This is a genomic window from Neorhizobium sp. SOG26 (assembly GCF_003491345.1).
Taxonomy (GTDB): Bacteria; Pseudomonadota; Alphaproteobacteria; order Rhizobiales; family Rhizobiaceae; genus Neorhizobium; species Neorhizobium turbinariae.
Window position 1 is genome coordinate 1,686,630 of record NZ_CP025512.1, and the last position, 24,496, is coordinate 1,711,125.

The window sequence follows — 24,496 nt, forward strand, 5'->3', positions numbered from 1 at the left end:
AACTCACTCCGCCGGCACACTATGGCTGACCCGGAACAGGCTGCGTTCTTGCGCCCGCTTCTCCGGTCGATGGCGCGTCAATGCCAGGATGAAGCCCGCGGTCACACCGATCGCAATCATCGATGAGCCACCGTAGGAAATCAGCGGCAGGGTCATGCCCTTGGCCGGCATGAGTTCAAGGTTGACCCCGATATTGATCATCGACTGCATGCCGATCTGGAGAACGAGGCCGGCGACGGCAAAGCGGTTGAAGTCATTGCCCTCCTTGAAGGCATGGTTCAGTCCGCGAAGCACGACGAAGGCGAAGATCGCGACAAGCGCCATGCAAAAGATAATACCGAATTCTTCCGCGGCAACCGAGAAGATGAAGTCCGTGTGGCTGTCGGGCAGGATGCGCTTCACGACGCCTTCGCCGGGACCCTGGCCGAACCAGCCGCCCTGCAGGATCGCCTCATGCGCCGTCTCGATCTGGAAGCGGTCGCCCTCGCCGGTCAGGAACTTGTCGAAACGCGCCGTGACGTGCGGCAGGAGATAATAGGCGGCAACCATACCGCCGACACCACACCCGCCCAGCAGGAAGATCCAGAGCCACGGCATGCCGGCCATGAAGAACATGCCGCCCCAGACGACGCTGGTCAGAATCGTCTGGCCAAGGTCGGGCTGCGCCACGAGCAAGGCTGCGACGATGCCGAACAGGATAATTGCAAAAAGATTGCCCGGAATTTCCGGCTGGCGGGCGTGCTCGGCGAACAGCCATGCGCAGACAACGACGAAGGCCGGCTTCATGAATTCAGAAGGCTGGATGGAGAAGGCGCCGATGCCGATCCAACGGCGCGAACCCTTAACCTCGACCCCGACGAAGAGCGCCAGCACCATCATCGCAAGCGAGATAAGCAGCAGGATGATGGCCGTGCGCCGCACCTGGCGCGGAGTGAGGAACGAGAGGCCGATCATCACCGCCAGAGACGGGATGATGAAGAATGCGTGGCGCTCCACGAAGTGGAAGCTGTCCAAGCCGATACGCTCGGCAACTGCGGGTGACGCGGCAAACGACAGCATAAAGCCGATGCCCATCAAAAGGATGAACGCGACGAGGAAGAAACGGTCGATCGTCCAGAACCAGTCTGCGAGCGGCCCACGATCTGCGCGGCTTACCATCGGTTTTCCTTTCCGTCCCTGATCGACCCGAGTGGTCAGGTCGGTTCAATGAGCATGGTGACATCCTTTAGCCCGGCAACGAGACCAACGAAGGCATCGCCGCGAACCTCGAAATTCTTGAACTGGTCGAAGCTTGCACAGGCTGGCGACAGCATCACGGCGGATGCAAGGCCATCCTCACCGGCATCTGTCGCAGCGTGGGCCACCGCTTTCTCCAGCGTGCCCGAAATCTCGTAAGGCACCGCCTCGCCAAGCGTCGCAGCAAATGCCGGAGCTGCTTCTCCAATCAAGTATGCTTTGACGATACGCGGGAAGAGTGGAGCGAGGCTGACTATGCCGCCCTCCTTCGGAAGACCGCCCGCGATCCAGTAGATCCGTTCATAGCTCGACAAGGCCGGCGCCGCGGCGTCAGCATTGGTGGCCTTGGAATCGTTGACGAAGACCACCTGCCCGCGCTTGGCCACCGGCTGCATGCGGTGCTTCAGACCCGGAAAGGATTTGAGCCCAGAGCGGATTTCGTCCGCGGAGACGCCCACGGCAAGGCAGGCGGCGATCGCGGCGGCTGCATTCTGGCCGTTGTGGCTTCCGCGCAGGGTCTGGATGCCGTCGAGATCCACGAGAGCGGAGGATGCACCGGCATGCGCCTCGATGATACGGCTCCCTTCGGCATAGAGACCTTCGGCGACCACGTTGCGCTTCGAGATCCGTTTCACGGCAACGCCAGCGCGCTCCACCCGGTCGGCGATGAGCGCACAGAAGGTGTCGTCGACGCCGATCACCGCCGTCTTGCTGCCGGCGACCAGGCGCTCCTTCACCGCGGCGTAATGCTGCATCGTCCCGTGCCGATCGAGGTGATCCGGCGTCAGGTTGAGCAGGATGCCGGCGGTCGGGTTCAGCGTCGGCGCCAGGTCGATCTGATATGACGAGCATTCCACGACATAGAAGCGTCGGTCCTTCGGCGGATCAAGCGTCAGGATCGCCGTTCCGATATTGCCGCCAAGCTGCGTGTCGCGGCCGCTGGACTTCAGGATGTGGGCGATGAGCGCCGTCGTCGTGGACTTGCCGTTGGTGCCTGTAATGGCAATCAGCGGGCAGTCCGGCGCATGCGCCCGGCGTTCCCGGACGAAAAGCTCCACGTCGCCGATGATCTCGACGCCTGCGGCGCGCGCCAGGTCGACGCTCCAATGCGGCTTCGGATGCGTCAGCGGCACGCCGGGAGACAGGACAAAGGCAGCCTGCGCCCCCCAGTAAATGCCCCGCAGGTCGGCAGTCGTGAGCCCTTCCGCCACCGCCTTTGCAACGCTGTCGGGATTGTCGTCCCAGGCCGTGACGTCCGCACCGCCGGCAACAAGCGCCTTCGCCGTCGCAAGGCCAGAGCCTCCGAGACCAAAAAGCGCGACCTTCTTGCCCTTGAATGTCGTGACCGGAATCATGGGCCTTTACCGCAGCTTCAGCGTGGAGAGGCCAAGGAGCGCGAGGCCAACGGCAATGATCCAGAAGCGGATCACGACCTGGCTTTCCGTCCAGCCCAGTTTCTCGAAGTGGTGGTGGATCGGCGCCATCAGGAAAACGCGCTTGCCGGTCATCTTGAAGAAGCCGACCTGGATGATGACCGACAGCGTTTCCATGACGAAGAGGCCGCCGATGATCGCCATGACGATCTCGTGCTTGGTGGCAACGGCTACCGAACCAATCAGGCCGCCGAGCGCCAGCGACCCCGTATCACCCATGAAGATGGCAGCCGGCGGCGCATTGAACCACAGGAAGCCAAGTCCGGCGCCAATCACGGCGCCAAGGATCACCGCCAGTTCGCCCGTGCCGGGCACGAAGTTGATCTGCAGGTAACCGGCGAAAACGGCATTACCGACGAGGTAGGCAATGACGCCGAAGGAGGCAGCGGCAATCATCACCGGAACAATCGCAAGGCCGTCGAGGCCGTCGGTCAGGTTCACGGCGTTGCCGGCTGCGACGATCACGAAGCCGCCGAAGATGACGAAGAAGATGCCAAGGTTGAGGAACAAGTCCTTGAAGAAGGGAAAGGCGACCGAGGTCCCGAGGTTGGGATTGGCCGTCTGGCCGGTGGTCATCGCCATGCGCATCATGAAGAAGGTCGCGATTCCTGCGATGACGAACTCGATCCCGAGGCGGGCCTTGCCGGAAAAGCCCTTGTCGGTCTGCTTCGTCACCTTCAAGTAATCGTCATAGAAGCCGATCGCACCGAAGCCGAGCGTCACGAGAAGCGTGGCGACAACATAGATGTTGGAAAGATCTGCCCAGAGCAACGATCCGCCAAGGATGCCGGCGAGGATCATCAGGCCGCCCATGGTCGGGGTGCCAGCCTTCTTGAAATGCGTCTGCGGTCCATCAGCGCGAATCGGCTGGCCCTTGCCCTGCCGCACGCGCAAGGAGGCGATCATCTGCGGACCGAACATGAAGACGATGAAGGCGGAGGTGAAGAGCGCGGCGCCTGTACGAAAGGTGATGTACCGGAACAGGTTGAAGAATTGAATCTTGTCCGCCAGTTCCACAAGCCAGATCAGCATTCAGCGCCCTTTCTTAAGCCGCTTCGAATTCACGAGAGGCGCTCCGTGTCGGAGAATGCCGGATAGTTGTCAAGCAGCGCCGCCACAATCTTGCCGAAGCCAATCCCAAGCGAAGACTTCACCATCACCACGTCGCCGGGCCGCATCGATCGAACGACAAAATCGGCAAGCGCTTCCGTCTGGAGCTCATGATGCACATCGACGCTCGGCGGCAGTGCCTCCTTGAGCGCCGCCATCTCCTTGCCTGCCAGCCACACATGTTCGATGCCGGCCGCGAGAATCGGACCGGCGAGCTCTTCATGCACTTGAGCCGAGAATTCGCCCATCTCGAGCATGTCGCCTAGGACGGCGATCCGGCGTCCGCCAGCATCGGGCTCTGCCGAGGCCAAAAGTGCGACGGCGGCGCGAACCGAGGCCGGGTTGGCGTTGTAACTTTCGTCGATCAGGGTCAGGCGCCCGTCGCCGATCCGCAACTGGTGGCGTTCGCCCCTGCCCTTGACCGGCTTTAACCCGGCAAGCGCATTCCTTGCACCGGCCATGTCGGCCCCGAGCAGGAAGCAGGCGCCCAGAACCGCCATGCCGTTTTCAGCGATATGGCGGCCGGGCGCGCCGATATGCACTTCCGTCGTCTCGCCGTTCACCACAGCCCAGATCGTCGACGTTTCTGCGTTGCCCTCGAAGTCGACGAGGCGGAAATCAGCCTTGGCGTGCTGGCCGAAGCTGTAGATATGCGAAACGCCGACCGCCTGCGCCTGCTCGTCGAGGAAACCGAACTGCTGGTTGTCGCGGTTGAGGATCACGGCGCCGCCAGGCTCCACGCCTTCGAAGATCTCGGCCTTCGCCGCCGCAATCTCTTCGAGGTTCTTGAAGTGGCCAAGATGCGCAGCGGCAATGGTCGTGATGATGGCGACATGCGGGCGCACCATCTTCACGAGAGGCCGGATCTCGTCGGGGTGGTTCATGCCGATCTCGAACACGCCGAAGGCGGTATCCGACGGCATGCGGGCGAGCGTCAGCGGCACGCCCCAATGGTTGTTGAAGGAGGCAACGGCGGCATGAACCTTGCCGGACGCCGCCAAGGCGTGGCGCAGCATTTCCTTTGTCGTCGTCTTGCCGACGGATCCCGTGACGGCAACGATACGTGCGGCGCTACGGGCGCGCGATGCAACCGCCAGCCGCCCAAGCGCCGCCAGCACGTCGTCCACGACGATCATCGGGATGGTCAGCTTGCCCAGCGCCGGAAGTTTGCCTTCCGACACGACGATCAGCGCCGCCCCATTAGCCACCGCCATGCTGGCATAGTCATGCCCATCAACGCGATCACCCTTGATGGCGAAGAAGGCCTCGCCCTCGCCGATCGACCGGCTGTCAATGGAAATGCCGGTAATCCCGGCCGGCAGGCTGCCGATCGGGCGGCCTTCCATCGCGGAAACGAGGTCTGCGGAGGTCCAGAGAAAATTCAAGATGCAACCTCCTCCAAGGCTTTGCGGACTTCAACGTGATCGGAGAACGGCAGCACCGTCGTCCCGACCGTCTGGCCTTCCTCGTGCCCCTTGCCGGCAACAATTAGCGTATCACCGGACCGGAGCATGCCGACGGCTTCGCGGATCGCCCCGGCGCGGTCGCCGATCTCGATGGCGCCCGGCGCAGCGGCCATGATTTCCGAACGAATGACTTCAGGCACTTCGGAACGCGGGTTGTCGTCAGTGACGATCACCACGTCGGCCAGTCGTGTGGCGACCTCGCCCATGATCGGGCGCTTTCCCTTGTCGCGATCGCCGCCGCAACCGAACACGACGATGACTCGGCCAGTGGTGAACGGACGAACCGAGGTCAGCACGTTTTCCAGCGCGTCAGGCTTATGGGCATAGTCGACATAGGCGAGCGCCCCGTCCTTCGTCTGGCCGACGAGTTCGAGCCGTCCGGATGCGCCGACCAATTTCTCAAGCGCCGCCATGGCGGTAGCAGCAGGAACACCGGTGGACATGGCAAGCCCGGCCGAAACGAGAGCATTGGCGACCTGAAAATCGCCGGCAAGCGGAATGTCGACTTCGAAAATTTCCGTGCCGACATGGATCTCGGCCATCTGCTTGTGGCGGAAGTGCTCAACGCGCTTGAGGCAGAGATAGTCGCCGGCCCGTCCGACGGTGCGGACATCGAGGCCGGCTGCGGTCGCGGCACGGATTGCTTCCTTTGACCAGGCATCGTCCGAGAAGATCACGGCCGGTCCACCCTTCGGCATCAGCGTGTCGAACAGCCGCATCTTGGCGGCCATGTAGTCCTCGATCGTCGGATGGTAGTCCATGTGGTCACGGCCGAGATTGGTAAAGCCCGCCGCGGCCAGCTTCACGCCATCGAGTCGGCTCTGGTCGAGACCATGGCTGGAGGCTTCCATCGCAGCATGCGTAACGCCTTCGGCAGCAAGTTCCCCCAGCAGCTTCTGCAATTCCACCGGATCGGGCGTCGTCAGCGAACCGTAGTCGTTGCGGGTCGGAGACACGACACCGGTTGTGCCTATCTGTGCCGCAGCGTGACCAGCGAAAGCCCAGACCTGGCGTGTAAAGGACGCGACCGAGGTCTTGCCCGCCGTGCCCGTCACGGCAACCATGGTTTGCGGCTGCGCGCCGTAGAAACGAGCGGCCGCCAGCGCCAGCAAGCGACGCGGATTGGAAACGGCAAGCACAGGGATACCGGCATCTGCCGGCTTCGATGCAATGGCGGCGACTGCGCCGCGCGCAGCCGCATCGCCGATAAAGGCCGAGCCGTCAGCCTTCGCCCCGGCAAGGGCGGCAAACAAAGTGCCTGGCACGGCCTTGCGGCTGTCGGAGGTCAGGCCGGTGATCTCCAGGTCGCCCGCGGGCCCAGCAAGGAGCTCCGCGAGTTCCGGCAAATCCTGACCTGCGAGGTCTCTGAGCTTCTTCGGCTGTGTAGTCATCTGAAAACGGTCCCCACGAATCGTGTGCCGATTTGTAGTACTCAATAAGACACAAGCAGGGCAGAACCGTCTTTGCCGAATTTTGGTTTAACCCCGAGAATGGCTGCAGAGCGGCTGATGATGTCCTTCACCATCGGCGCCGCACTGGTGCCGGCAAGCGCTGCACCATTGCCCTTGTCGGTTTTCGGCTCATCGATGAAGGTCAACACCACGTAACGCGGGTTGTCCATCGGGAAGCCCGCCAGGAAGGCGTTGAAGTTCTTGTCATGCGCATAGCGGCCGTTGACGACCTTGTCGGCCGTGCCGGTCTTGCCCCCGACGTTGAAGCCGGGCACGCGGGCATTGCGGCCCGAACCATTGACGCCGTTCCACTCAAACAGGAAGCGCATGTCCCGGCTGGTCGTCGGCTTCAGCACCTGCGTCGCGATCTGGTCGGCTTCTTCGCGGCTGCGCGGCAGGAATGTCGGCGGAATGTACTTGCCGCCATTGAGAAGTGCAGCACCCGCAACTGCCGTCTGCAACGGCGTCGTCGAGACACCGTGGCCGAAGGAAATGGTGATCGAATTGATCTTCTTCCACGTCCGCGGCTGGCTCGGCTGTGCCACTTCCGGCAGTTCGGTTTTCATCTTGGTGAGCAGACCAAGCTTTTCGAGGAACGCCTTGTGGCCCTCGATCCCGACGGCGTCGGCAATCTTCGCCGTGCCGATGTTGGAAGAATACTGGAAGATCTCGGGCACGCTCAGCACGCGGCCCTTGCCGTGGAAGTCCTTGATCGTGAAGCCGCCGATTCGGATCGGGAAGCGCGCGTCAAAGGTGCTCTGGAGGTTCATCTTCCCGTCGTCGAGGCCCATTGCCACGGTGAAAGACTTGAAGGTCGAGCCCATTTCGAACGTGCCGTTCGACATGCGGTTGAGCCAGCCTTCCTCGCCGCCTTCGGCAGGATTGTTCGGGTCGAAATCCGGAACCGAGACCATGGCAAGGATTTCGCCGGTATGAGCATCCATGACCACGCCACCGGCGCCAAGCGCCTGGAACTTCTGGATCGCGGTGGTGACGACCTCGCGAACAATCGCCTGCACACGCACATCGATAGACAGCTTCACCGGCTCAAGCGGCTGGCTGGAGGTCATGCCGACGGCAGCGAGATCCGCCAGGCCCTGGTTGTCGACGTAACGCTCCATGCCGGCAACGCCACGGTTGTCGATATTGACGTAACCGACAACGTGGGCGGCGGTCGGCCCACCGGGATAGAACCGGCGCTTCTCTGGACGAAAGCCGATGCCCGGGATGCCGAGTGCCAGAATCTGGCTCTGCTGCTTCGGCGTCAGCTGACGGCGCAGCCACTGGAAGCGGGAGTTTGACTTGAGCTTGGAATAGGTGCCCTTCACGTCGAGGTCGTGCAGCACTGTCGAAAGCTTCTCGATCACTTCGTCCGCATCGACAATCTTGTGCGGTTCGGCAAACAGCGAGACCGTGCGGATGTCGGTCGCAAGAACCTCTCCATTGCGGTCCACCAGATCGGGACGCGACGCGAGCAGCCGGTCGGGCGGCAGGATGCTCGATGTCGTGAGAGGCTCGGCCATGCCGTATTGCACGAGGCGCCCGCCGATCACGCAGTAGAACACCGTGAAGCCTGCAATCAGCAGCCCGACGCGGTTCTTGGCCTGGGCCGACTTCTTCTTGCGCGTGCCCTGGAAAGAGGCGCCAGCCGAGGGAGCACTGCCGCGACCGCCAGTGTTGAAATGGGCGCGGCTCTTCAGGACCATGATGCGGGAAAGGAAAGACATTAGCGTTTCACCGATCCAGTAGAAATTGCTTCAACGTTCGGACGGCGCGCAATCGGCACCGGAATCTTCGACGCGGGATTGGCCTTGGCGGCAGCTACGCCCTTGAGGGCCTTGGCAACTTCGCTGTTCTTGCCGGCAATGATGTCTTCGATCGTCGTTTCCGGCTGCGGCAGGGCCGCGCGCATCATCGGAAGCTCCTGCGGCATCGCCAGCTGCGTCGGCTCGGTCGGAACCAGCTCGAGTTCGGCACTGTAGGTATTGATCAGCCGATGCAGCCGGTTCGGCTGGGTCAGCAGCGCCCAGTCTGCCTTCAAAAGGTCGATCGTGTCCTTCTCGAGCCTGATTTCCTGCTCCAGCCGGCGCACCTCGGCAAGCTTCTCATCAGCACGATGCTTGATGGTGTAGGTCACCACCGCGGTTGCGGTCATGATGCCGATCAGCACGAGATCAAAGCTACGCAGCATGTCTCAGGCTCCCATCTTGGCTAGGCTTGCGAGATCAGGAAGATCGAAAATCGACAGGTCGGCGGTACGCGCTGCTACCTCGGTACGGACGCCGGCGCGAAGCTTGGCGGAGCGGGCCCGCGGGTTGGCTTCCGCCTCCTCGTCGCTTGCCGCAATCATCGACTTGCCAAGTGTTTCGAAAATGGCGGGCTTGGCTTCGACCATCGGCAGGTGCCGCGAACCGGATGCCTTGCCGGAACGGTCGGAGAAGAACTGCTTGACGATGCGATCTTCCAGCGAATGGAATGTCACCACCACGAGACGACCGCCGGGCTTCAGGGCACGCTCGGCGGCAAACAGCGCCTGCGCAAGTTCGCCCAGCTCGTCGTTGACGAAGATCCGCAGCGCCTGGAAGACGCGGGTCGCCGGGTGGATCTTGTCCTTCGCCTTGCGTGGATTGACGCTCTCGATGAAGTTGGCGAGATCACGGGTCGTCGTGAACAATTCGGAAGCGCGGCGCTTTTCGATGGCGCGGGCGATACGGCCTGCCTGCTTTTCCTCGCCCAGGAAACCGAAGATCCGGATCAGGTCGCCGACCTTGGCGCGGTTGACGACATCAGCGGCAGAAACGCCCTGCCCCGACATGCGCATGTCGAGCGGGCCGTTCTTCTGGAACGAGAAGCCGCGCTCGGCCTCGTCGATCTGCATGGAAGACACGCCGATATCGAGCACGACACCATCGAGCCCCGCAGCCGGCGCATGATCGGCCAACCGTGAAAACTCCGACTGGATGAGCTGAAGATGACCACCACTCTGGGCCACCAGCGCCTGCCCGGCAGCAATCGCCGTCGGATCGCGATCAAGCGCGATCACATCGGCACCGGCGGCAAGCAGGGCGGACGTGTAACCGCCCGCCCCGAATGTGCCGTCGAGGATGATCTTGCCGGGTTGAGGCTCGAGCGCCTCGATGACTTCCCTCAGGAGAACCGGAATGTGACGAACCGGTCCGCCACCGGCCTCGGTTATTCCGCCGCCAGAATTCGCCGCCATTCCGCACTCCCGTCCTAGCCTGGACGCGAACTCGAGCGCCCCTCTCTTGCCGCCGCCTGCGCCTCGTGGAACGCCTGCGGCTGCCAAAGCTGAAAATGATCCGAGCGCCCGACAAAGGTGACTTCCGTGCTGATTCCCGTGAAGTCGCGGATGAAATCCGTGACCATCAGCCGGCCCTCCGCATCGAGCCTCATGAAGACGCCGCCACCGTGAATAAGCAGCGACATCCGGTTCGCTTCCACCGAAAACGGATCGACCGAGGCGATCTGCCGCTCGTAGCGATCGAGCAGATCTGGACCTCCGACGCTCACGGCCGGAAAGATGAAATCCTGGAGACAATACAACTCCTGAATCCCACGCTGCGAAAGAACCGCACGGAAACCCGCCGGGACGGAGACCCGTCCCTTCGCATCGATTCTGTTCGTCGCGTTCGACAGGAAGCGGCTCATCACGCCAAACATCCGCCCCGTTGCATCGATGGGCGAAAATCCGCCCCTCCAGCACTTCCAACCAAGACAAAGCTTCGCCACGCGCAGGGCCGATAACTCGCCCGGCGATGAAGCCGAAACTCTGGGATTGGCGGGCGCTTATTCGCCCCTTTGAAGTGCGATTTTGGGATACCATGGGACCATATGGGCGTCAATGGGAATGGCCCCGCTAGCCGCTCCCAAGCCTGATTTATTTATAAGCTGTTAAGTTTAACAAAGGGTTATCAGGCATGATGCACAAACTGCCTCTGCAGTCCCCGCCAAACCTACTTCAGGCATGTGATAAGCCAATGATCCGGCACGCTTATTAGCGATGGTGTGAATAATTTCAACCGACCGCCGGACAGCCTCTGCGGTACACCGTTGTGCGGTCTTTGGAGGAGGAGAGGTAAACGCCAGTTGGCCTGTAAGCCGGGTTCTGTATGGCCTCGGCGCGAACACCGAAACGTGGCAGCCATTCATCTGGGACGACATTTGCATGCCGCCTCACGCAACCCACCCGGATGACTGGCCCGGAAACCGGCTGTAGCCCAGGCCGAGGCCTGGACCCACGTCATCCCTATTCGGTCTTGCTCCCGGTGGGGTTTACCTTGCCGCCGCTGTTACCAGAAGCGCGGTGGGCTCTTACCCCACCCTTTCACCCTTACCCCGCTAGCTCTGCCGCTTCTCAACAAGAGCGGTACAGCAAGCGGGGCGGTTTCCTTTCTGTGGCACTTTCCCTGGGGTCGCCCCCGCCGGACGTTATCCGGCACCGTGATTCCGTGGAGCCCGGACTTTCCTCACCCTACCGCCTTTCGGCATTGGTAAAGCGCGGCTGCCCGGCCAACTGGCAGCCGGTCAATAACGGAGGCAGCTCGAGATTACCAGAGGCTAGAGGTAATCGGCGCGGAAATCCGTTTCGGCCGCATAGGCGTCGTCGATGATACGTCCATGGTGAACCAGTTCGGCGCCCAGCCGTCCAATCTCGTCGGAACTCTTGGCCGCCGCGCCGCAGCCGCCGCTGAGAACGCCGATGCGGTCCGCCTCGGTCATGGCAATGGCCGGGTAGCCCGTCGGCGTGAAGGAGGTGACGCAGGCCGCCATGGAAGACCGCGACAGGTCGAGCTCCGGCATCAGCGTCCGCATGACTTCGGTTAGATGCCGTTTGGTGCTTTCGCGCCCGCCGCTCTTGAACCAAGCACGGATCTCCGGCTCCGTGGGCAGGAGCACATCATCCGGATCGCCGCCAATCTTGATGTAGAGCTTGCCGTCCGGGTAACGGACCGGCGGAAGGAGATAAATCCCCTCGTCGGCTTCGCTCCATTTCCAGATAAGCGACGGGACCGAGCCCCAGGCGTCTAAAGTCTGCTGGTCGATCTCGAAGAAGGCCACCGTGCGGGCATAAACCTTCAGATCAAGACGTCGCGGCAAGAGATTCTCGTTAATAGAAAAACCACCGGCGGCCACCAGCACCTTGTCGGCCTGATACGTCTTGCCCTCGACCGTCGAGACCGTAGCGAAATCCCCCTCCTGGCGGACGCTCGAAACAGTCTCCGGAATGATGGCTGCGCCCTGCCGCTCGGCAAGCAGGACCTGCGCGTTCACAAGCCTTCGCGGATTGATGTTGCCTGCCCGCTTTGCTTCCCACACCCCCTGGCTGCCAGCCGGAAAAGAGAAGTATGGAAATTTCGCTGCAAGCGCATCGTCCAAAACCGTTCCCGTCACCACGTCGAGCCGCCGCGCGGCGTCGAGGATCCTGGTGACATAGGCCGCATCATTTTCCGGCTGCGGGCCAACGAGAAGGCATCCGGTTTCGGAATAGAAGTCGATGCCGCTTGTCGCGGCAATCTCTGCGTAGCGATCGATGGAGCGATTGGCGAGGCGCGCCCAGACCGGATCGGGGTCGATCGTCCTGGTAATGCGCGCCTCGTCGTAGTGGCTGGCGAAGACGCCGTCATGACGTCGGTAGTCCGCCGGCTCACCGGGACCGATCAACGCAACGCCATCGGTCCACTTCGACAGGTAACGGGCGGCGGCGGTGCCCATCATTCCCCTGCCGATTACGATATACCGGTATCGCGTCGCCATCTTTCAACCCTCTGCAGCATGACATTCATGCTGTCTTTCTAGAGGGTTCCGGCGACAACCGGAATCAAAATATCATCGGCGTCGAGGTCGGATATTTCAGCGGCCGCACATCAAACGCGAGTGACGAACCGGAGGCCGGCGCCGTTTGCTTTTCCTTTTCCAGGATCGCCTGCACCTTGGCGCAGTAGCGCTTGGAAACCGGGTTCATCTTCTTGGCGGCGTGACCTGCATTGTACTTGAGGATCGTGCCACAGACCTTGCCGTCGCCGCGATCATGCGCGCCGGCGAGATACTTCATGCCGTAGCGAATGTTGGTTTCCGGGTCGAAGAGCCCGTGGTCAGGACCTTCGTAACCCATCTGGCGCGCCGTGGCCGGCTTGATCTGCATCAGGCCGATCTCGCCGGCGCTGCCCTTCACCGTCGGTCGGAAATTGCTCTCCACCTGAACGACGGCATGCGCGATGCCAACCGGAACGCCATAAAGCTCAGCATACTGGGTGATCAGTTTGGTATAGTGGACGCGGCGCACCAGACGGCGGTCAACAGCCGTGGGAGCAGCAAACCCGGTTTCGCGTGTTTCCCACGGAATGATCAGAGGCTTGGTATAAACACGGGCTTCGCCGCTGTCTTCAGCGCGCACAACTTCCCCTCCCGCGATCAGCATGGCAAGGCCAGCCGCGGCAGCAACAAACATGGTCTTCATTGAGTACAACTGTCTCCGGTACAACAGGCTCGCGGATGTCGATACGCAGACATCCTCTCACCGCGTCACCGGTAGACGGCGCGGGGCTTCACGAAACCTGAACGTTTATCTTTGCAACCCCGTCCTACTGTGGTGGCCGCACGAACGGTCTCTTTTAGAACCAGCTAATGCGGTCAGGATGTGGCAACGGGGATTTTTCGGCTTTAGGCCACGGAACCAAACCGCGCGCTGCTCGTTCACACTAGTTGAATTTCGGCAGCGCCTTTAGCAGCCGATGCAGCGTGTCGATCGTCGAGAAATCGGCGATCCCATCCACCAGTTGCGGACGGAAATGGCGCTGGAAGGCTTCCACGACGCCCTTGGTCCGTTCACAAAAAGTACCAGAAACTTCAATGGCGTAGCCGTACACCGACAGCATCGATTGCAGCGCCTCGATCGGCTGCCCGCTCTCGCCATACTGGAAAAACCGCCCGCCGGTGATTTGGGTCGGAGCGATCCAGTGGCCAATCCCGTCAAGGTGCAATTTCTCCCAGGGGAAATTTTCGCCGGGGTCAACCTTGCGGATGGGTGCCACATCCGAGTGCCCGAGCACCCGTTCAGGGGCGATCTTCCACCGCGCGCCGCAATCACGACACAATTCAATCACCGCCTGGATCTGCGCATCCGGAAACGGCGGCAGGCCTCCGGGATGGCCCGGATTGGCAATCTCGATCCCGATCGAGCACGAGTTGATATCCGTCTCACCGGCCCATTCGCTCTTGCCCGCGTGCCAGGCGCGGCGCGCCTCGGGCACGAGTTGGTCGACGCGTCCGTCTTCATGGATGAAGTAGTGACTGGAGACCTGGCTCTCGCCGTTGCAGAGCCAGGCGAGCGCCTGCCCCGCCGTTGGCATGCCCGTGTAGTGCAGGATGATCATATCCGGCTGCCGGCCGCCGGCACGTTCGCCGTGGTTGGGAGAAGGACAGACCGTCGCGCCGGAAAAATCGGCGGAAAATGCCGTCATGCTGCGCGGCGCTCTTTCTCGATAGCCTCATAGGCAGCATTGAGTGCAGCCATCCGCTCATTGGCGGCAGCATGCAGGGAAACCGGCACGCCACGCGCAATCAACCGGTCCGGATGATGCTCGGAGACCAGCAGCCGGTACTGCTTGCGGATCTTCGGGAAGTCATCTTCCGGCGACACACCGAGGATGAGATAAGGGTCCGCACCGTCAAGATGGACGTGCCGCGCCATGATCCTGCGGAAATGCGCTTCGTCGATCCTGAAGATCTCGGCAATGCGACCAAGGAAGACGAGTTCCTTCTCGTGCACGAGACCATCGGCCTTGGCGATGTGGAACAGCCCATCGATGACGTTTTCCAGCATCGGGCAGTTATCGACCTTGCCAGCACCCGGGCTGCAGAGCCCCGCGAGCTTCGTCGCGTAGGCCTCGTAGCCCGCAACGTCCTGGCGCGCGAGATTGTAGAGTCGCGCGACGTTGCGTGCTTCTTCATCCGGGAAATCGAAGATCTGCTGGAAAGCCTTCACTTCCGCCTCGGTCACGATGCCGTCCGCCTTCGCCATCTTGGCCGAGAGCGCGATGATGGCGACAGAGAACGAAACCTGCCGACGCGTTTCCGGGTCGCCCTCAAAGACAGTCCGGATCGCCTCGACCACGCGGCCGAGCACGCCGCCGGCGGCGTCGCCAACGGCGCCGAGAAGACGTTCCCAGAGGGAGGAAAATTGGAGGCATGCAAAATCGAAAATCATATGCGCAGTGGACCAGAGATTCTTTACCGTTGCAAGACGCCCAAAGGCGCGTTTCAGATTAAACTCTGTTCATGTTTTCCGAATAATCAGCGGCCTTCCCACAGGCGTTTCCGCCGCCTGCAGGACCCGATCATGAACGTGTTCTTGTCCGGAAGAACCACGGGGATTCGCTCCGGTTCCCGCTGACGATGTCATGGACGTCGCAGCTGGGCGCTTCACTTGGCACCCGCTACCGAAGAGTCCGCATTCAAACGATTAAGTCGCAGCGTCCAGTCATCAACATCTGCTCGATACCGCGAAATACCGGTTTTCGTTGAGAAATCCGCTTTACAGACGCCGCCTGGTATCGCATCCATTTGGCTTGGAACGTATCATGCGCGATGGCGTCAAGGAGGAACGATGGCGAAGCAGAAAGTTGCAATGTTGACCGCTGGGGGCCTTGCCCCGTGCCTGTCTTCAGCCGTCGGCGGCTTGATCGAACGGTATTCGGACGTCGCGCCTGAGATCGAGCTGATCGCCTATAGATCCGGTTACCAGGGGGTGCTCCTCGGCGACAAGATCGAGATCTCGCAGGACATGCGCGAGAAAGCCTACCTCCTGCACCGCTATGGCGGCTCGCCGATCGGCAACAGCCGCGTCAAGCTCACCAACACGGCCGACTGCGTCAAGCGCGGCCTCGTGAAGGAAGGCGACAACCCGCTTCAGGTGGCAGCCGATCGCCTGGCCGCCGATGGCGTCACCATTCTCCACACGATCGGCGGTGACGATACCAACACCACGGCGGCCGATCTCGCCGCCTATCTCGGCGCCAATGGTTACGACCTGACGGTCGTCGGGCTCCCGAAGACGGTCGATAACGACGTCGTGCCGATCCGCCAGTCTCTCGGCGCCTGGACGGCTGCCGAGGTCGGCGCACACTTCTTCGACCACGTTTCCAACGAGCAGAGTGCCGCACCTCGCACATTCGTGATCCACGAAGTGATGGGTCGTCACTGCGGCTGGCTGACAGCGGCGACTGCGCGTGCCTATATCCAGAAGACCAAGGACAATGAATATGTCGAGGGCTTCATGATGAACACGTCGATGAAGAACATCGACGGGATCTATTTGCCGGAAATGGCGTTCGACCTGGAACAGGAGGCGGCACGCCTCAAGGACGTCATGGACAAGCGCGGCTTCGTGACCCTGTTCGTCTCGGAAGGCGCAGGGCTGGAAACCATCGTCGCCGAGCGCGAGGCTGCCGGTGAAGCGGTGCCGCGCGACGCGTTTGGCCATGTGAAGCTCGACACGATCAATGTCGGCGGCTGGTTCCAGAAGCAATTTGCGGCCCTCATCGGCGCGGATCGCTCCATGGTTCAGAAATCAGGTTACTTCGCTCGCTCGGCGCCCGCCAATGCAGACGACCTGCGTCTCATCCAGGGCATGGTCGACCTCGCGGTCGAAAGCGCACTGAACAAGGTGTCGGGCGTCACGGGCCACGACGAAGACCAGAACGGCAAGCTTCGGACGATCGAATTCCCACGAATTAAAGGTGGCAAACACTTCGATCTAAATGCAAAATGGTTTGCGGAAGTGATGGACCATATCGGCCAACCCTTCCAGGCAGCGTAATCAATGGCATAGCGGACGGCATGGCGGCAGTCCGGGAGGTATGAGATGACGATAGAAACCTTGCTCGCTTTCGCCGCGACGACCATCGCGCTCGTCCTCCTGCCGAACCCGACCGCCTGTGAAGCCGCCCTTTTTGCCACCCAGAAAGGTCGCAAGACCGCGATCCTGACTGTGCCAGCCTGCGCCGTCGGCCTTTCGACAGCACTTGTTCTGGCTATGGTTCCGATGGCGCTCGTCGCGCTTTTTGCCCCGGGCCTTCTTGCCGCCCTCGCCTGGGGCGGCGTCGGCTATCTCATGCTTTACGTGCTCTGGTCGCTTCAGGACCCGCGCGTCTGCGGCCTCGCCGCCGACAACGACAACCTGCCGCAATATGGCAGCACCCGAATCTTTAGCAATCTTGTCCAGCGCACGGCGATCGCTCCACGCTACATCGTCGTCCTTGCTGCCGTGCTGGCGACGGTCATCGAGCCTCGCCTCCCGCTCCTTCCCCAGCTGCTCGAACTGCAGTCCGTCTTCCTCGTCTGCGCCGTCATCGCGATGAGCGTGCACATCGCCTTCCCCCGTCGCCTTCTCGGCCGCAAGCGTCGCCTCGGGTCGCTCAGTCCCGCCCTTGGCAAGCCGCGCGCCCAGTTCATTTCGCGACGTGCTGTCTCCGCGGGCTACCGCCGGATCGCCGCCTGACCCCCCCCTCTGCCGATCAGCAGGGCGATCGGTCTTGCCGGACGCCGCCCAATAGGTTAATGAAACTTCGCTTTTTGTTAAGGCGTGGGCGGACGGTGGTAACCAATTCCATGAAAGTGACCTGATGGCGAAGATCCGGATCCTCGGTCAAGGAACTGTGCTCGCATGCGCGGTAACCTCCCTCCTGGCTGGTTGCTCGAGCGTCGAACGGGAAACCAAGCTGGCGACAAATGCGCCGGCAGCAGGAGCCCAGAATACGGCGTCGGGCCAGCAGCTTGCACAGATGCAGACGACCGGAACGGGCGCCCAGACGACAGTCGCTCTTTCCAAGACAGTCCGCCTCCCGATCGCCGTTCCGACCGAGGCCGAAGTCGCCACCGCCCAGGATCAGGCAATCGCCACCCCCGAAATGGCTGCCCAGGTTGCTCTTGCCGACCCGGCAGCGGATGCAAACACCCAGCAGTTGGCCCAGGCTCCAGCCGCCGCACCGGCGACCCCGACACTTGTTGCCTCTGCCCAGGCTGCACCGGTCGCAGACTGGCATGCACCGGCAACCTCCACCATTCTCGCAGCCTCGCGCCAGCAGCCGTCGTCCACCGCAAAGGTTGGCCGTCTCGTCTCGACAGAGGTCGCCCCGGGCGTTGCCGAGGGCAAGATCCAGCCGGCAGCCGCCGCGGCCATTGCGCTCGATGAACCAGAACTGACCCCGGACATGGTGGCGCTGCAGCGCGTGGTGCCGACGCCGCGCCCGGATCGCCCGACCATCACGGCAGCTTCCGCGCGCCCACCTTCTTCGGCGACGCTTGCTTATGCGTCTGCTCCGCATGCGGTCGCATCGCTGAAGGCCATGGAATTTCCGCCCGCACCCGACCCGCTGCCGGCAAGCGCGGCCAATGCCACGCCGGAGCTGATGAAGCTCATCAAGCGTTATTCCGGCCTTTACGGCGTGCCGGAATCGCTGGTGCACCGCGTCGTGCATCGCGAAAGCAAATATGATCCGTCGGCCTACAACAAGAACGGCTATTGGGGCCTGATGCAGATCAGCTACCCTACAGCCAAGTCGATGGGGTACGAAGGCCCGGCATCCGGTCTTCTTGATGCTGAAACCAACCTCAAATACGCGATCAAGTATCTGCGTGGCGCTTGGCTCGTCGCAGACAACAAGAACGACCACGCCATCAAGCTTTATGCGCGCGGCTATTACCATGACGCCAAGCGCAAGGACATGCTGCACGTCCTCGAGAAATAGCAGCAACCTCTCTCAGCAGTTAGAACGGCGCCTCAGGGCGCCGTTCCCGCTTTCGCGGCAGCCTCTATGAGCCCTGCCAGCTTGTAGCCGAGCGTCCTTGGCGTCAGGCCAAGCCGCACCACGACCACATCCAGCGACGGAATCACGACGACGCTTTGCCCGTCATGTCCGTCGAGCACGAAGGTGTCCGGCGGAATGCCATCGCCGCCTCCGGGAAGCCATGTCTGCATTTTCGAATAGCGGCCGTTGGAAGACCCATTCGGCTCATGCATCAGCCGGACGAAATTCTCCGGCAGGATCCTGTTGCCGTTCCAGACGCCATCGCGGGCCAGGAACAGGCCGAACTTCGCCCAGTCGCGCGCGGTGGCATACATGTAGGAGCTTCCGGTAAAGGTCCCGGCCGCATCCGTTTCCATCACCGCACTCGTCATGCCGAGGGGCCCGAACAGGGCAAGGTGCGGATAAGCGAGCGCTGAGACGCGATTTCCGATCCGGTCCATCCAGATCTTCGAGAGCAGCACGGCGGTGCCCGAGGAGTAGTTGAAGCGCGTGCCCGGGTCGGCCTCCAGCGGCTGGTCGGCGGCATAGGCCGCCATGTCCGGCTCGAGGAAGAGCATCCGCGTCACATCGGCAACCGAGCCGTAACCTTCGTTGAAGACAAGTCCGCTTTCCATCGCCAGGAGATTGGCGACCGTGATCTCGGCGCGCTGGTCATTGCGCCACTGCGGAAACAGGCTCGTATCCTCAAGCGACATCCGGCCATCACGCACCAGCGTGCCGATGATCGACGCCGTTACCGTCTTCGTCATCGACCAGCCGAGCAGCGGCGTGTCCTTGCTGAAGCCCGGCGCATAGGCTTCCGCAATGATCCTGCCGCCCTTGACGACAACCACCGCCCGCATGCCGGGCCCGACAAGTGCCGGATCTGCCAGTTGCTCAGTCAACCGAGCGTCAGGCTCGATGGCGGCCCCCTCCGGCCACAACGTATTGCCGTCCACCGCCACTTCGTCATTCACCGCCAGATGCGGTAGCGCCGTCGTCCTCTCGTCGGGGGTGACCGAGCAGCCCAGCCCCTCCCGGTAAACCGCGTCATTGCCGCCGATAACGCCGAGGATCGCGGCATGCACCGTCTTCTCGTCCTCGTCGACCGATACGCGCATCAGCCGCAGGAGCGGATGACCCGGCGCCTGGACATCCACTTCCAGCACCTCCTGGCTGTCGCGATTGGCAAGGAACACATTGGAGCAGACGATCTTGGCGGCATAACCGCTGCCGACACGCAGGAGTTCGGGCGGCGCCACATAAAGCCATGTCACGCCCGCAACCAGCGCCACGGCGGCAACACCGGCAGCGAGCTTCAAGATGCGCTTCATCGACCTCATCAACATCCCCCCGTTAAGCTCGCATGCAATCAGGATTCTCCCTCATGCGGAAGTGCCTAACGCTCAAGGACATCCGTTGCTCCCCAAACCTTGTTCGGCCATGGCCTTGCCCTCGACTGCATTTTCAGACGTTATGGCGCTCGCGAGCCACACGCATGCTTCGTCTGGCAATGTCGTGTTCCCTGCGGCCACCAATTCAGGATCTTCATGCCTCGATTTCTTATCGCCCTTCTTGCGACGACAATGATCGGGCTGACCGGCTGCACGTCCACCAGCTATGACTTCGGGCAGACCACATCGCTCAAGAAGATGCGCTACGGCGACCGCGATCCGCAGGATTTTGGCAGCAACCATCCGGGCAAGCACGAGGTCCATGGCATCGACCTTTCCAAATGGAACGGCACCGACATCGATTGGGCAGCTCTGAAGAAGGCCGGTGTCTCCTTCGTCTTCATCAAGGGCACCGAAGGCAAGGACCGCATCGATTCCGCCTTCCGCACCCATTGGCGCAATGCGGCTGCCGCAGGCATCCCGCACGCGGCCTACCACTTCTATTATTTCTGCTCGACGCCGGAGGAACAGGCCGACTGGTTCATTGCCAATGTGCCCAGGGAAGCAAACATGCTGCCGCCGGTGCTCGACATGGAATGGAACCACGCTTCCCCCACCTGCAAGCTGAGACCCGATCCTGAAACCGTGCGCGACGTCATGCGCCGTTTCATGAACCGGGTGGAAGCCCATGATGGGCGAAAGCCGATCATCTACACGTCGGTTGATTTCCACCGCGACAACCTCGTCGGCGCTTTCAACGACTATCACTTCTGGCTGCGTTCGGTGGCAGCCCATCCGAGCGCCATCTATCCAGGTCGCCGCTGGACCTTCTGGCAATATACATCGACGGGCTTGATCCCGGGCGTGAAGGGCGAGCTCGACATCAACGTCTTCTCCGGTTCTGCAAAACACTGGAATTCCTGGGTCGCCGCCGCCAACAGATAAGCCAGATGCCCCAACTGCATCTGGCGCTTGGTCCGTGCTTGCGATAAAACGCCGCGATTGCCGGCCGCCCATGTTTTTGTCACGAATGTTTTGGAGATGAGGCGGTGCCAAACCTAGTTCAGGAACGCCTCATGTACGCTGCTTTTGCTCGTCGTCTCGCCATAACTTCCCTTGTTTCCGCTTGCCTTGCCTCGACGGCGCTCGCCCAGGCACCCGCCCCTGCCTGTGGCGGTGATCTTTCGAACTTCCTGGAGGGTGTGAAGGCCGAAGCCATCAGCATGGGCATTCCCGCCAGCGCAGCCGATGAAGCTCTGGCCGGTGCGCAGATCGACCAGAAGGTCCTTTCCCGCGACCGCGCCCAGGGCGTCTTCCGCCAGACCTTCCTTGAATTCTCCCAGCGCACGGTGAGCCAGGCCCGGCTCGATATCGGCCGCCAGAAGATGAAGCAGTTCGCCGATGTTTTCGCACGCGCAGAGAAGGAATTCGGCGTACCTGCGGGCGTGATCGCCGCATTCTGGGCCATGGAAACTGATTTTGGCGCGGTGCAGGGCGACTTCAACACGCGCAACGCACTTGTCACGCTGGCGCATGACTGCCGCCGGCCGGAGCTCTTCCGCCCGCAACTGCTGGCGCTGATCGAGATGGTCCAGCACGGTGACCTCAACCCGGCTACCAACACCGGCGCATGGGCTGGCGAGATCGGCCAGGTCCAGATGCTGCCGAAGGACATCATCGCCTTTGGCGTCGATGGTGACGGCGATGGCCATATCAACGTGAAGGCGAGCGCACCCGATGCCATCCTGACGGCTGCCAGGTTCATCCAGAGCCTCGGCTTCAAGGCTGGCCAGCCATGGATCCAGGAAGTGACGCTGCCCGAGACCCTGCCATGGGACAAGAGCGGCCTTGGCAATGAGATGCCGGCGGCGGAGTGGTTCAAGCTTGGCGTGACACCGCGCGACGCCAACACCAGCTTCGGTGACCTTCCCGCTGCGCTCATCCTGCCGCAGGGCCGTAAGGGACCGGCCTTCCTCACCTACCCGAACTTCGCGATCTACCTCGAGTGGAACAAGTCGTTCATCTACACGACCTCGGCCGCCTATTTCGCAACCCGCCTCTCAGGTGCCCCGCCCTACCAAAAAGGCACCCCGGATGCGGGCCTCGATGACGCGGGCATGAAGGCGCTGCAAACCAAGCTCCAGACGCTCGGCCATGATGTCGGCAAGATCGACGGTATTCTTGGATCCGGCACCCGCGTTGCCGTGCAGAAGGAACAGGCGCGCCTGGGACTGCCGGCCGACGGATGGCCGACCGCGGATCTGCTTTCCGCCCTGTAAGGCAAGTACATGGGTAAGCGCCGCCCGGTGCAAATCGGGTGGCGCTCCATAGGTTCTGCGTTATTGCCCACCTCGAACGGAGGGACACCGCATGACATCGACCGCCATCACCAAGCCGAGCACCGGCACCTGGGCGCTCATCTTCCTGCTCGGATTGATCTGGGGCGGCTCATTCTTCTTTGCGCGCGTGGCTGTCATGGAGATCCCGCCCTTCACGCTGGTCTTCCTGCGCTTGGGGCTCGCGGCACTCGCCCTTCACCTCTACCTCCACGGCGGCCATGGCCTTTATGGCGTGCTACGCACCCATTGGCGATCCTTTGTCGTCATGGGCCTCCTGAACAACGTGCTGCCGCACACGATGATCTTCTTCGGCCAGACCGAGATTGGCGCAGGGCTCGCCGCCATCCTGAATGCCAGCACGCCGATGTGGACCGTGCTCATCGCCAACCGCCTCACGTCGGATGAAAAGCTGACACCGCTGAAGCTCGCCGGCTGCGTTGCGGGCATGGCAGGCACGGTCGTGATGCTCGGTCCAAGCGTCACCTCAGCCACCTCCGCGCCGCTCTGGGCTCTGGCGCTGCCCGTCCTTGCCGCGATCTCCTATGGCTTTGCCGGGACCTATGGGAAACGCTTCCGCGGCCTTCCACCGCCGGTCACCGCCGCCGGACAGCTCACCGCCTCGACGCTGATGATTCTGCCCGTATCGCTCATCATCGACCAGCCATGGACGCTGCCCCTGCCCTCGACCAGCGCGATTCTCGCAGTCCTTGGTCTTTCGCTGGTCTCAACAGCCTTTGCTTATTTCCTGTTCTTCCGGATCCTCGCCACCGCCGGCGCCACGAACACCTCGCTTGTGACGCTGCTCGTGCCGCCAAGTGCAATCATCCTTGGCGTCGCCTTTCTTGGAGAACACCTGCAACCCACCGACCTTATCGGCATGCTGATGATCGGATTCGGGCTGATCCTGCTTGATGGAAGGCTGCTGTCGCGGCTTCGAAACACCGCGTGACCTGTACGAAACGGCACAAAAAGCTCACGCATTGTGTCTGCAGGTTACATTCGAACAGATTTTATTTACCGCCGCACCACGTCCGTTAAGAAAGAATTACGACCGCAGAACAGCACCTTAGCGGGCAACGTCAGGATTTTCCGCCGCCATCGCGCTGCACTGCAGCACAGTTTCCGCTTCCCCCATGACACAAAAGCGACATACACTTTAACAGTCAACGCAAGGAGGCAGACATGGGACGTACATACTCTCTCAATGTCTTGGTAGTCGGTGCAGCGTTTGTGTTCGTGGCATCCATGCTCTTCATTTGAGCGCCACGCGAGCAACTACCCGGTCACGACTTGCATCCATGACCGTTTGATAATCAGCACTTCCAGTGAAAGCGCATGCTCCTTCCATAGGGCATGCGTTTTTTAGTTCTCAGGCAGCGACTGTGCGCGGCGCCCGTGCCTTGCCGCGTCCGAGGCGATCCATCACGGCAGAGATGAGCGGCACCCGGTTCATTGTGTAGATATGGAACTCGTGGATGCCGCGCCGGCGCAGGTCTTCGATCTGTTCGGCGGCAATATCGGCCGCCACCTCCGCCCGCTCTTCCGGCTTTTCGTCCAGCCCTTCCAGACGTTCATCAAGAAAGGCCGGGACGGAAGAACCGCAACGCCGGGCAAAGCGCTTCAGCTGCGCGAGGTTCTGGATCGGCATGATGCCGGGCACGATCGGAATGTTGATGCCGGCAGCGCGCACCTTTTCCAGGTAGCGTTCAAAAACGTCGTTGTCGAAGAAGAACTGCGTCAGCGCACGGTTGGCGCCCGCATCCGCCTTGCTCTTCAAGGTCGCGATGTCTTCGGCCAGATCCCGGCTTTCCGGGTGCTTTTCGGGATAAGCCGACACGGAAATATCGAAGTCGCCGTATTCGACCAGCGCCCGCACGAGGTCAGCCGTCGTGGAATAACCGTCGGGATGCGGCGCATAGGCCGTGCCGATACCCGTTGCCGGGTCGCCACGAAGCGCCACGATCCGGCGTACACCGGCCGCCCGCAGGTCCTCGATCACGGCACGGGTTTCCTCGCGCGAGGCGTCGACGCAGGTCAGGTGTGCCGCGGTCGGCAGGTGCATCTCGCCCACCATGCGGGAAACCGCCGCCAGCGTCGGCTCCTTGGTAGAACCGCCAGCACCATAGGTCATGGTCACAAAATCCGGCTCCCAGACCGACAGGGCTTCCACTGCCTGCCAGAGCTGCCGCTCCATCTCGTCCGATTTGGGCGGGAAATATTCAAAGGATACGCTGAAGTCTTCGCGGGATGCGTTCATGGG

Annotated in this window: 21 protein-coding genes and 1 other RNA gene; 6 read left to right on the forward strand and 16 right to left on the reverse strand. The window is 61.9% G+C overall.

Annotated elements, in window-relative coordinates:
* Positions 1-3: 3 nt before the first annotated feature.
* The 14 genes from ftsW to CYG48_RS08485 form a co-directional block, all read right to left on the reverse strand.
* The gene (gene ftsW / locus CYG48_RS08420) at positions 4-1,158 is read right to left on the reverse strand and encodes a putative lipid II flippase FtsW (RefSeq protein ID WP_118849972.1); all 1,155 of its coding nucleotides are present in this window, start codon (positions 1,156-1,158) and stop codon (positions 4-6) included.
* Between the two features lie 35 nt (positions 1,159-1,193).
* Positions 1,194-2,591 (reverse strand): UDP-N-acetylmuramoyl-L-alanine--D-glutamate ligase, encoded by a 1,398-nt coding sequence (gene murD / locus CYG48_RS08425; protein ID WP_118849973.1) that lies wholly within the window; start codon positions 2,589-2,591, stop codon positions 1,194-1,196.
* A gap of 6 nt (positions 2,592-2,597) precedes the next feature.
* Positions 2,598-3,701 (reverse strand): phospho-N-acetylmuramoyl-pentapeptide-transferase, encoded by a 1,104-nt coding sequence (gene mraY / locus CYG48_RS08430; protein ID WP_118849974.1) that lies wholly within the window; start codon positions 3,699-3,701, stop codon positions 2,598-2,600.
* A gap of 29 nt (positions 3,702-3,730) precedes the next feature.
* Positions 3,731-5,164 (reverse strand): UDP-N-acetylmuramoylalanyl-D-glutamyl-2,6-diaminopimelate--D-alanyl-D-alanine ligase, encoded by a 1,434-nt coding sequence (locus tag CYG48_RS08435; RefSeq protein ID WP_118849975.1) that lies wholly within the window; start codon positions 5,162-5,164, stop codon positions 3,731-3,733.
* Complete coding sequence (locus tag CYG48_RS08440) at positions 5,161-6,636, reverse strand: UDP-N-acetylmuramoyl-L-alanyl-D-glutamate--2,6-diaminopimelate ligase (protein ID WP_118849976.1); 1,476 nt, start codon at positions 6,634-6,636, stop codon at positions 5,161-5,163. The genes CYG48_RS08435 and CYG48_RS08440 overlap by 4 nt, the downstream gene beginning before the upstream one ends.
* A gap of 41 nt (positions 6,637-6,677) precedes the next feature.
* The gene (locus CYG48_RS08445; RefSeq protein ID WP_118849977.1) at positions 6,678-8,423 is read right to left on the reverse strand and encodes a peptidoglycan D,D-transpeptidase FtsI family protein; all 1,746 of its coding nucleotides are present in this window, start codon (positions 8,421-8,423) and stop codon (positions 6,678-6,680) included.
* On the reverse strand, positions 8,423-8,887 hold the full coding sequence (gene ftsL, locus CYG48_RS08450) for a cell division protein FtsL (RefSeq protein ID WP_118849978.1): 465 nt from the start codon (positions 8,885-8,887) through the stop codon (positions 8,423-8,425). Before ftsL ends, CYG48_RS08445 begins: the two co-directional genes overlap by 1 nt.
* Before the next feature lie 3 nt (positions 8,888-8,890).
* Positions 8,891-9,916: a 16S rRNA (cytosine(1402)-N(4))-methyltransferase RsmH gene (gene rsmH, locus CYG48_RS08455; RefSeq protein ID WP_118849979.1), complete on the reverse strand. Its 1,026-nt coding sequence runs from the start codon at positions 9,914-9,916 to the stop codon at positions 8,891-8,893.
* Positions 9,917-9,930: 14 nt separating this feature from the next.
* Entirely contained in the window at positions 9,931-10,365 is a 435-nt protein-coding gene (mraZ, locus tag CYG48_RS08460; protein ID WP_118851558.1) for a division/cell wall cluster transcriptional repressor MraZ, read from the reverse strand.
* A gap of 430 nt (positions 10,366-10,795) precedes the next feature.
* An RNA gene (gene rnpB / locus CYG48_RS08465) (RNase P RNA component class A) lies at positions 10,796-11,234 on the reverse strand.
* 40 nt (positions 11,235-11,274) lie between these two features.
* Positions 11,275-12,471 carry an NAD(P)/FAD-dependent oxidoreductase gene (locus CYG48_RS08470; RefSeq protein ID WP_118849980.1) on the reverse strand — a complete coding sequence of 399 codons (1,197 nt, stop codon included), beginning with the start codon at positions 12,469-12,471 and terminating at the stop codon, positions 11,275-11,277.
* Between the two features lie 64 nt (positions 12,472-12,535).
* Entirely contained in the window at positions 12,536-13,174 is a 639-nt protein-coding gene (locus CYG48_RS08475; RefSeq protein WP_118849981.1) for a lytic transglycosylase domain-containing protein, read from the reverse strand.
* A 241-nt stretch (positions 13,175-13,415) separates the two neighbouring features.
* Positions 13,416-14,177 (reverse strand): N-acetylmuramoyl-L-alanine amidase, encoded by a 762-nt coding sequence (locus tag CYG48_RS08480; protein ID WP_118849982.1) that lies wholly within the window; start codon positions 14,175-14,177, stop codon positions 13,416-13,418.
* Positions 14,174-14,923 carry a J domain-containing protein gene (locus tag CYG48_RS08485; RefSeq protein WP_199925108.1) on the reverse strand — a complete coding sequence of 250 codons (750 nt, stop codon included), beginning with the start codon at positions 14,921-14,923 and terminating at the stop codon, positions 14,174-14,176. The genes CYG48_RS08480 and CYG48_RS08485 overlap by 4 nt, the downstream gene beginning before the upstream one ends.
* A 399-nt stretch (positions 14,924-15,322) precedes the next feature.
* Between CYG48_RS08485 and CYG48_RS08490 the strand changes: the two genes are divergently transcribed.
* From CYG48_RS08490 to CYG48_RS08500, 3 genes are all read left to right on the forward strand, one after another.
* The gene (locus CYG48_RS08490; protein ID WP_118849983.1) at positions 15,323-16,534 is read left to right on the forward strand and encodes a pyrophosphate--fructose-6-phosphate 1-phosphotransferase; all 1,212 of its coding nucleotides are present in this window, start codon (positions 15,323-15,325) and stop codon (positions 16,532-16,534) included.
* Between the two features lie 45 nt (positions 16,535-16,579).
* Positions 16,580-17,215, forward strand: a complete 636-nt coding sequence (locus CYG48_RS08495; RefSeq protein WP_118849984.1) for a hypothetical protein — start codon at positions 16,580-16,582, stop codon at positions 17,213-17,215.
* A 124-nt stretch (positions 17,216-17,339) separates the two neighbouring features.
* The gene (locus CYG48_RS08500; protein ID WP_118849985.1) at positions 17,340-18,464 is read left to right on the forward strand and encodes a lytic transglycosylase domain-containing protein; all 1,125 of its coding nucleotides are present in this window, start codon (positions 17,340-17,342) and stop codon (positions 18,462-18,464) included.
* A 32-nt stretch (positions 18,465-18,496) separates the two neighbouring features.
* On the opposite strand, the gene CYG48_RS08505 is transcribed toward CYG48_RS08500, so the two are convergent.
* Positions 18,497-19,846, reverse strand: coding sequence for a serine hydrolase domain-containing protein (locus tag CYG48_RS08505; protein WP_118851560.1), 1,350 nt, complete (start codon positions 19,844-19,846; stop codon positions 18,497-18,499).
* A 207-nt stretch (positions 19,847-20,053) separates the two neighbouring features.
* On the opposite strand from CYG48_RS08505, the gene CYG48_RS08510 reads away from it, so the two are divergent.
* The 3 genes from CYG48_RS08510 (at position 20,054) to CYG48_RS08520 (ending at position 23,185) form a co-directional block, all read left to right on the forward strand.
* The gene (locus CYG48_RS08510) at positions 20,054-20,842 is read left to right on the forward strand and encodes a glycoside hydrolase family 25 protein (RefSeq protein WP_118849986.1); all 789 of its coding nucleotides are present in this window, start codon (positions 20,054-20,056) and stop codon (positions 20,840-20,842) included.
* Between the two features lie 131 nt (positions 20,843-20,973).
* Positions 20,974-22,176, forward strand: a complete 1,203-nt coding sequence (locus CYG48_RS08515; protein WP_118849987.1) for a lytic murein transglycosylase — start codon at positions 20,974-20,976, stop codon at positions 22,174-22,176.
* Between the two features lie 91 nt (positions 22,177-22,267).
* Positions 22,268-23,185 carry a DMT family transporter gene (locus CYG48_RS08520; protein WP_118849988.1) on the forward strand — a complete coding sequence of 306 codons (918 nt, stop codon included), beginning with the start codon at positions 22,268-22,270 and terminating at the stop codon, positions 23,183-23,185.
* A gap of 420 nt (positions 23,186-23,605) precedes the next feature.
* Here CYG48_RS08520 and metF read toward each other — a convergent pair whose 3' ends face one another.
* Positions 23,606-24,493, reverse strand: coding sequence for a methylenetetrahydrofolate reductase [NAD(P)H] (gene metF, locus CYG48_RS08525; RefSeq protein WP_118849989.1), 888 nt, complete (start codon positions 24,491-24,493; stop codon positions 23,606-23,608).
* Between the last annotated feature and the right edge of the window lie 3 nt (positions 24,494-24,496).

What these genes read in the sequence shown, in the direction of transcription:
- mraY (WP_118849974.1), bottom strand. Translation starts at nt 3,701, where the DNA reads ATGCTGATCTGGCTTGTGGAACTGGCGGACAAGATTCAATTCTTCAAC.
- rsmH (WP_118849979.1), bottom strand. Translation starts at nt 9,916, where the DNA reads ATGGCGGCGAATTCTGGCGGCGGAATAACCGAGGCCGGTGGCGGACCG.
- CYG48_RS08490 (WP_118849983.1), top strand. Translation starts at nt 15,323, where the DNA reads ATGGCGAAGCAGAAAGTTGCAATGTTGACCGCTGGGGGCCTTGCCCCG.
- CYG48_RS08485 (WP_199925108.1), bottom strand. Translation starts at nt 14,923, where the DNA reads ATGATTTTCGATTTTGCATGCCTCCAATTTTCCTCCCTCTGGGAACGT.
- CYG48_RS08475 (WP_118849981.1), bottom strand. Translation starts at nt 13,174, where the DNA reads ATGAAGACCATGTTTGTTGCTGCCGCGGCTGGCCTTGCCATGCTGATC.
- CYG48_RS08445 (WP_118849977.1), bottom strand. Translation starts at nt 8,423, where the DNA reads ATGTCTTTCCTTTCCCGCATCATGGTCCTGAAGAGCCGCGCCCATTTC.
- CYG48_RS08515 (WP_118849987.1), top strand. Translation starts at nt 20,974, where the DNA reads ATGTACGCTGCTTTTGCTCGTCGTCTCGCCATAACTTCCCTTGTTTCC.
- CYG48_RS08520 (WP_118849988.1), top strand. Translation starts at nt 22,268, where the DNA reads ATGACATCGACCGCCATCACCAAGCCGAGCACCGGCACCTGGGCGCTC.
- murD (WP_118849973.1), bottom strand. Translation starts at nt 2,591, where the DNA reads ATGATTCCGGTCACGACATTCAAGGGCAAGAAGGTCGCGCTTTTTGGT.
- metF (WP_118849989.1), bottom strand. Translation starts at nt 24,493, where the DNA reads ATGAACGCATCCCGCGAAGACTTCAGCGTATCCTTTGAATATTTCCCG.
- CYG48_RS08470 (WP_118849980.1), bottom strand. Translation starts at nt 12,471, where the DNA reads ATGGCGACGCGATACCGGTATATCGTAATCGGCAGGGGAATGATGGGC.
- CYG48_RS08510 (WP_118849986.1), top strand. Translation starts at nt 20,054, where the DNA reads ATGCCTCGATTTCTTATCGCCCTTCTTGCGACGACAATGATCGGGCTG.
- CYG48_RS08440 (WP_118849976.1), bottom strand. Translation starts at nt 6,636, where the DNA reads ATGACTACACAGCCGAAGAAGCTCAGAGACCTCGCAGGTCAGGATTTG.
- CYG48_RS08500 (WP_118849985.1), top strand. Translation starts at nt 17,340, where the DNA reads ATGGCGAAGATCCGGATCCTCGGTCAAGGAACTGTGCTCGCATGCGCG.
- mraZ (WP_118851558.1), bottom strand. Translation starts at nt 10,365, where the DNA reads ATGAGCCGCTTCCTGTCGAACGCGACGAACAGAATCGATGCGAAGGGA.
- CYG48_RS08505 (WP_118851560.1), bottom strand. Translation starts at nt 19,846, where the DNA reads ATGAGGTCGATGAAGCGCATCTTGAAGCTCGCTGCCGGTGTTGCCGCC.
- CYG48_RS08480 (WP_118849982.1), bottom strand. Translation starts at nt 14,177, where the DNA reads ATGACGGCATTTTCCGCCGATTTTTCCGGCGCGACGGTCTGTCCTTCT.
- ftsL (WP_118849978.1), bottom strand. Translation starts at nt 8,887, where the DNA reads ATGCTGCGTAGCTTTGATCTCGTGCTGATCGGCATCATGACCGCAACC.
- CYG48_RS08495 (WP_118849984.1), top strand. Translation starts at nt 16,580, where the DNA reads ATGACGATAGAAACCTTGCTCGCTTTCGCCGCGACGACCATCGCGCTC.
- ftsW (WP_118849972.1), bottom strand. Translation starts at nt 1,158, where the DNA reads ATGGTAAGCCGCGCAGATCGTGGGCCGCTCGCAGACTGGTTCTGGACG.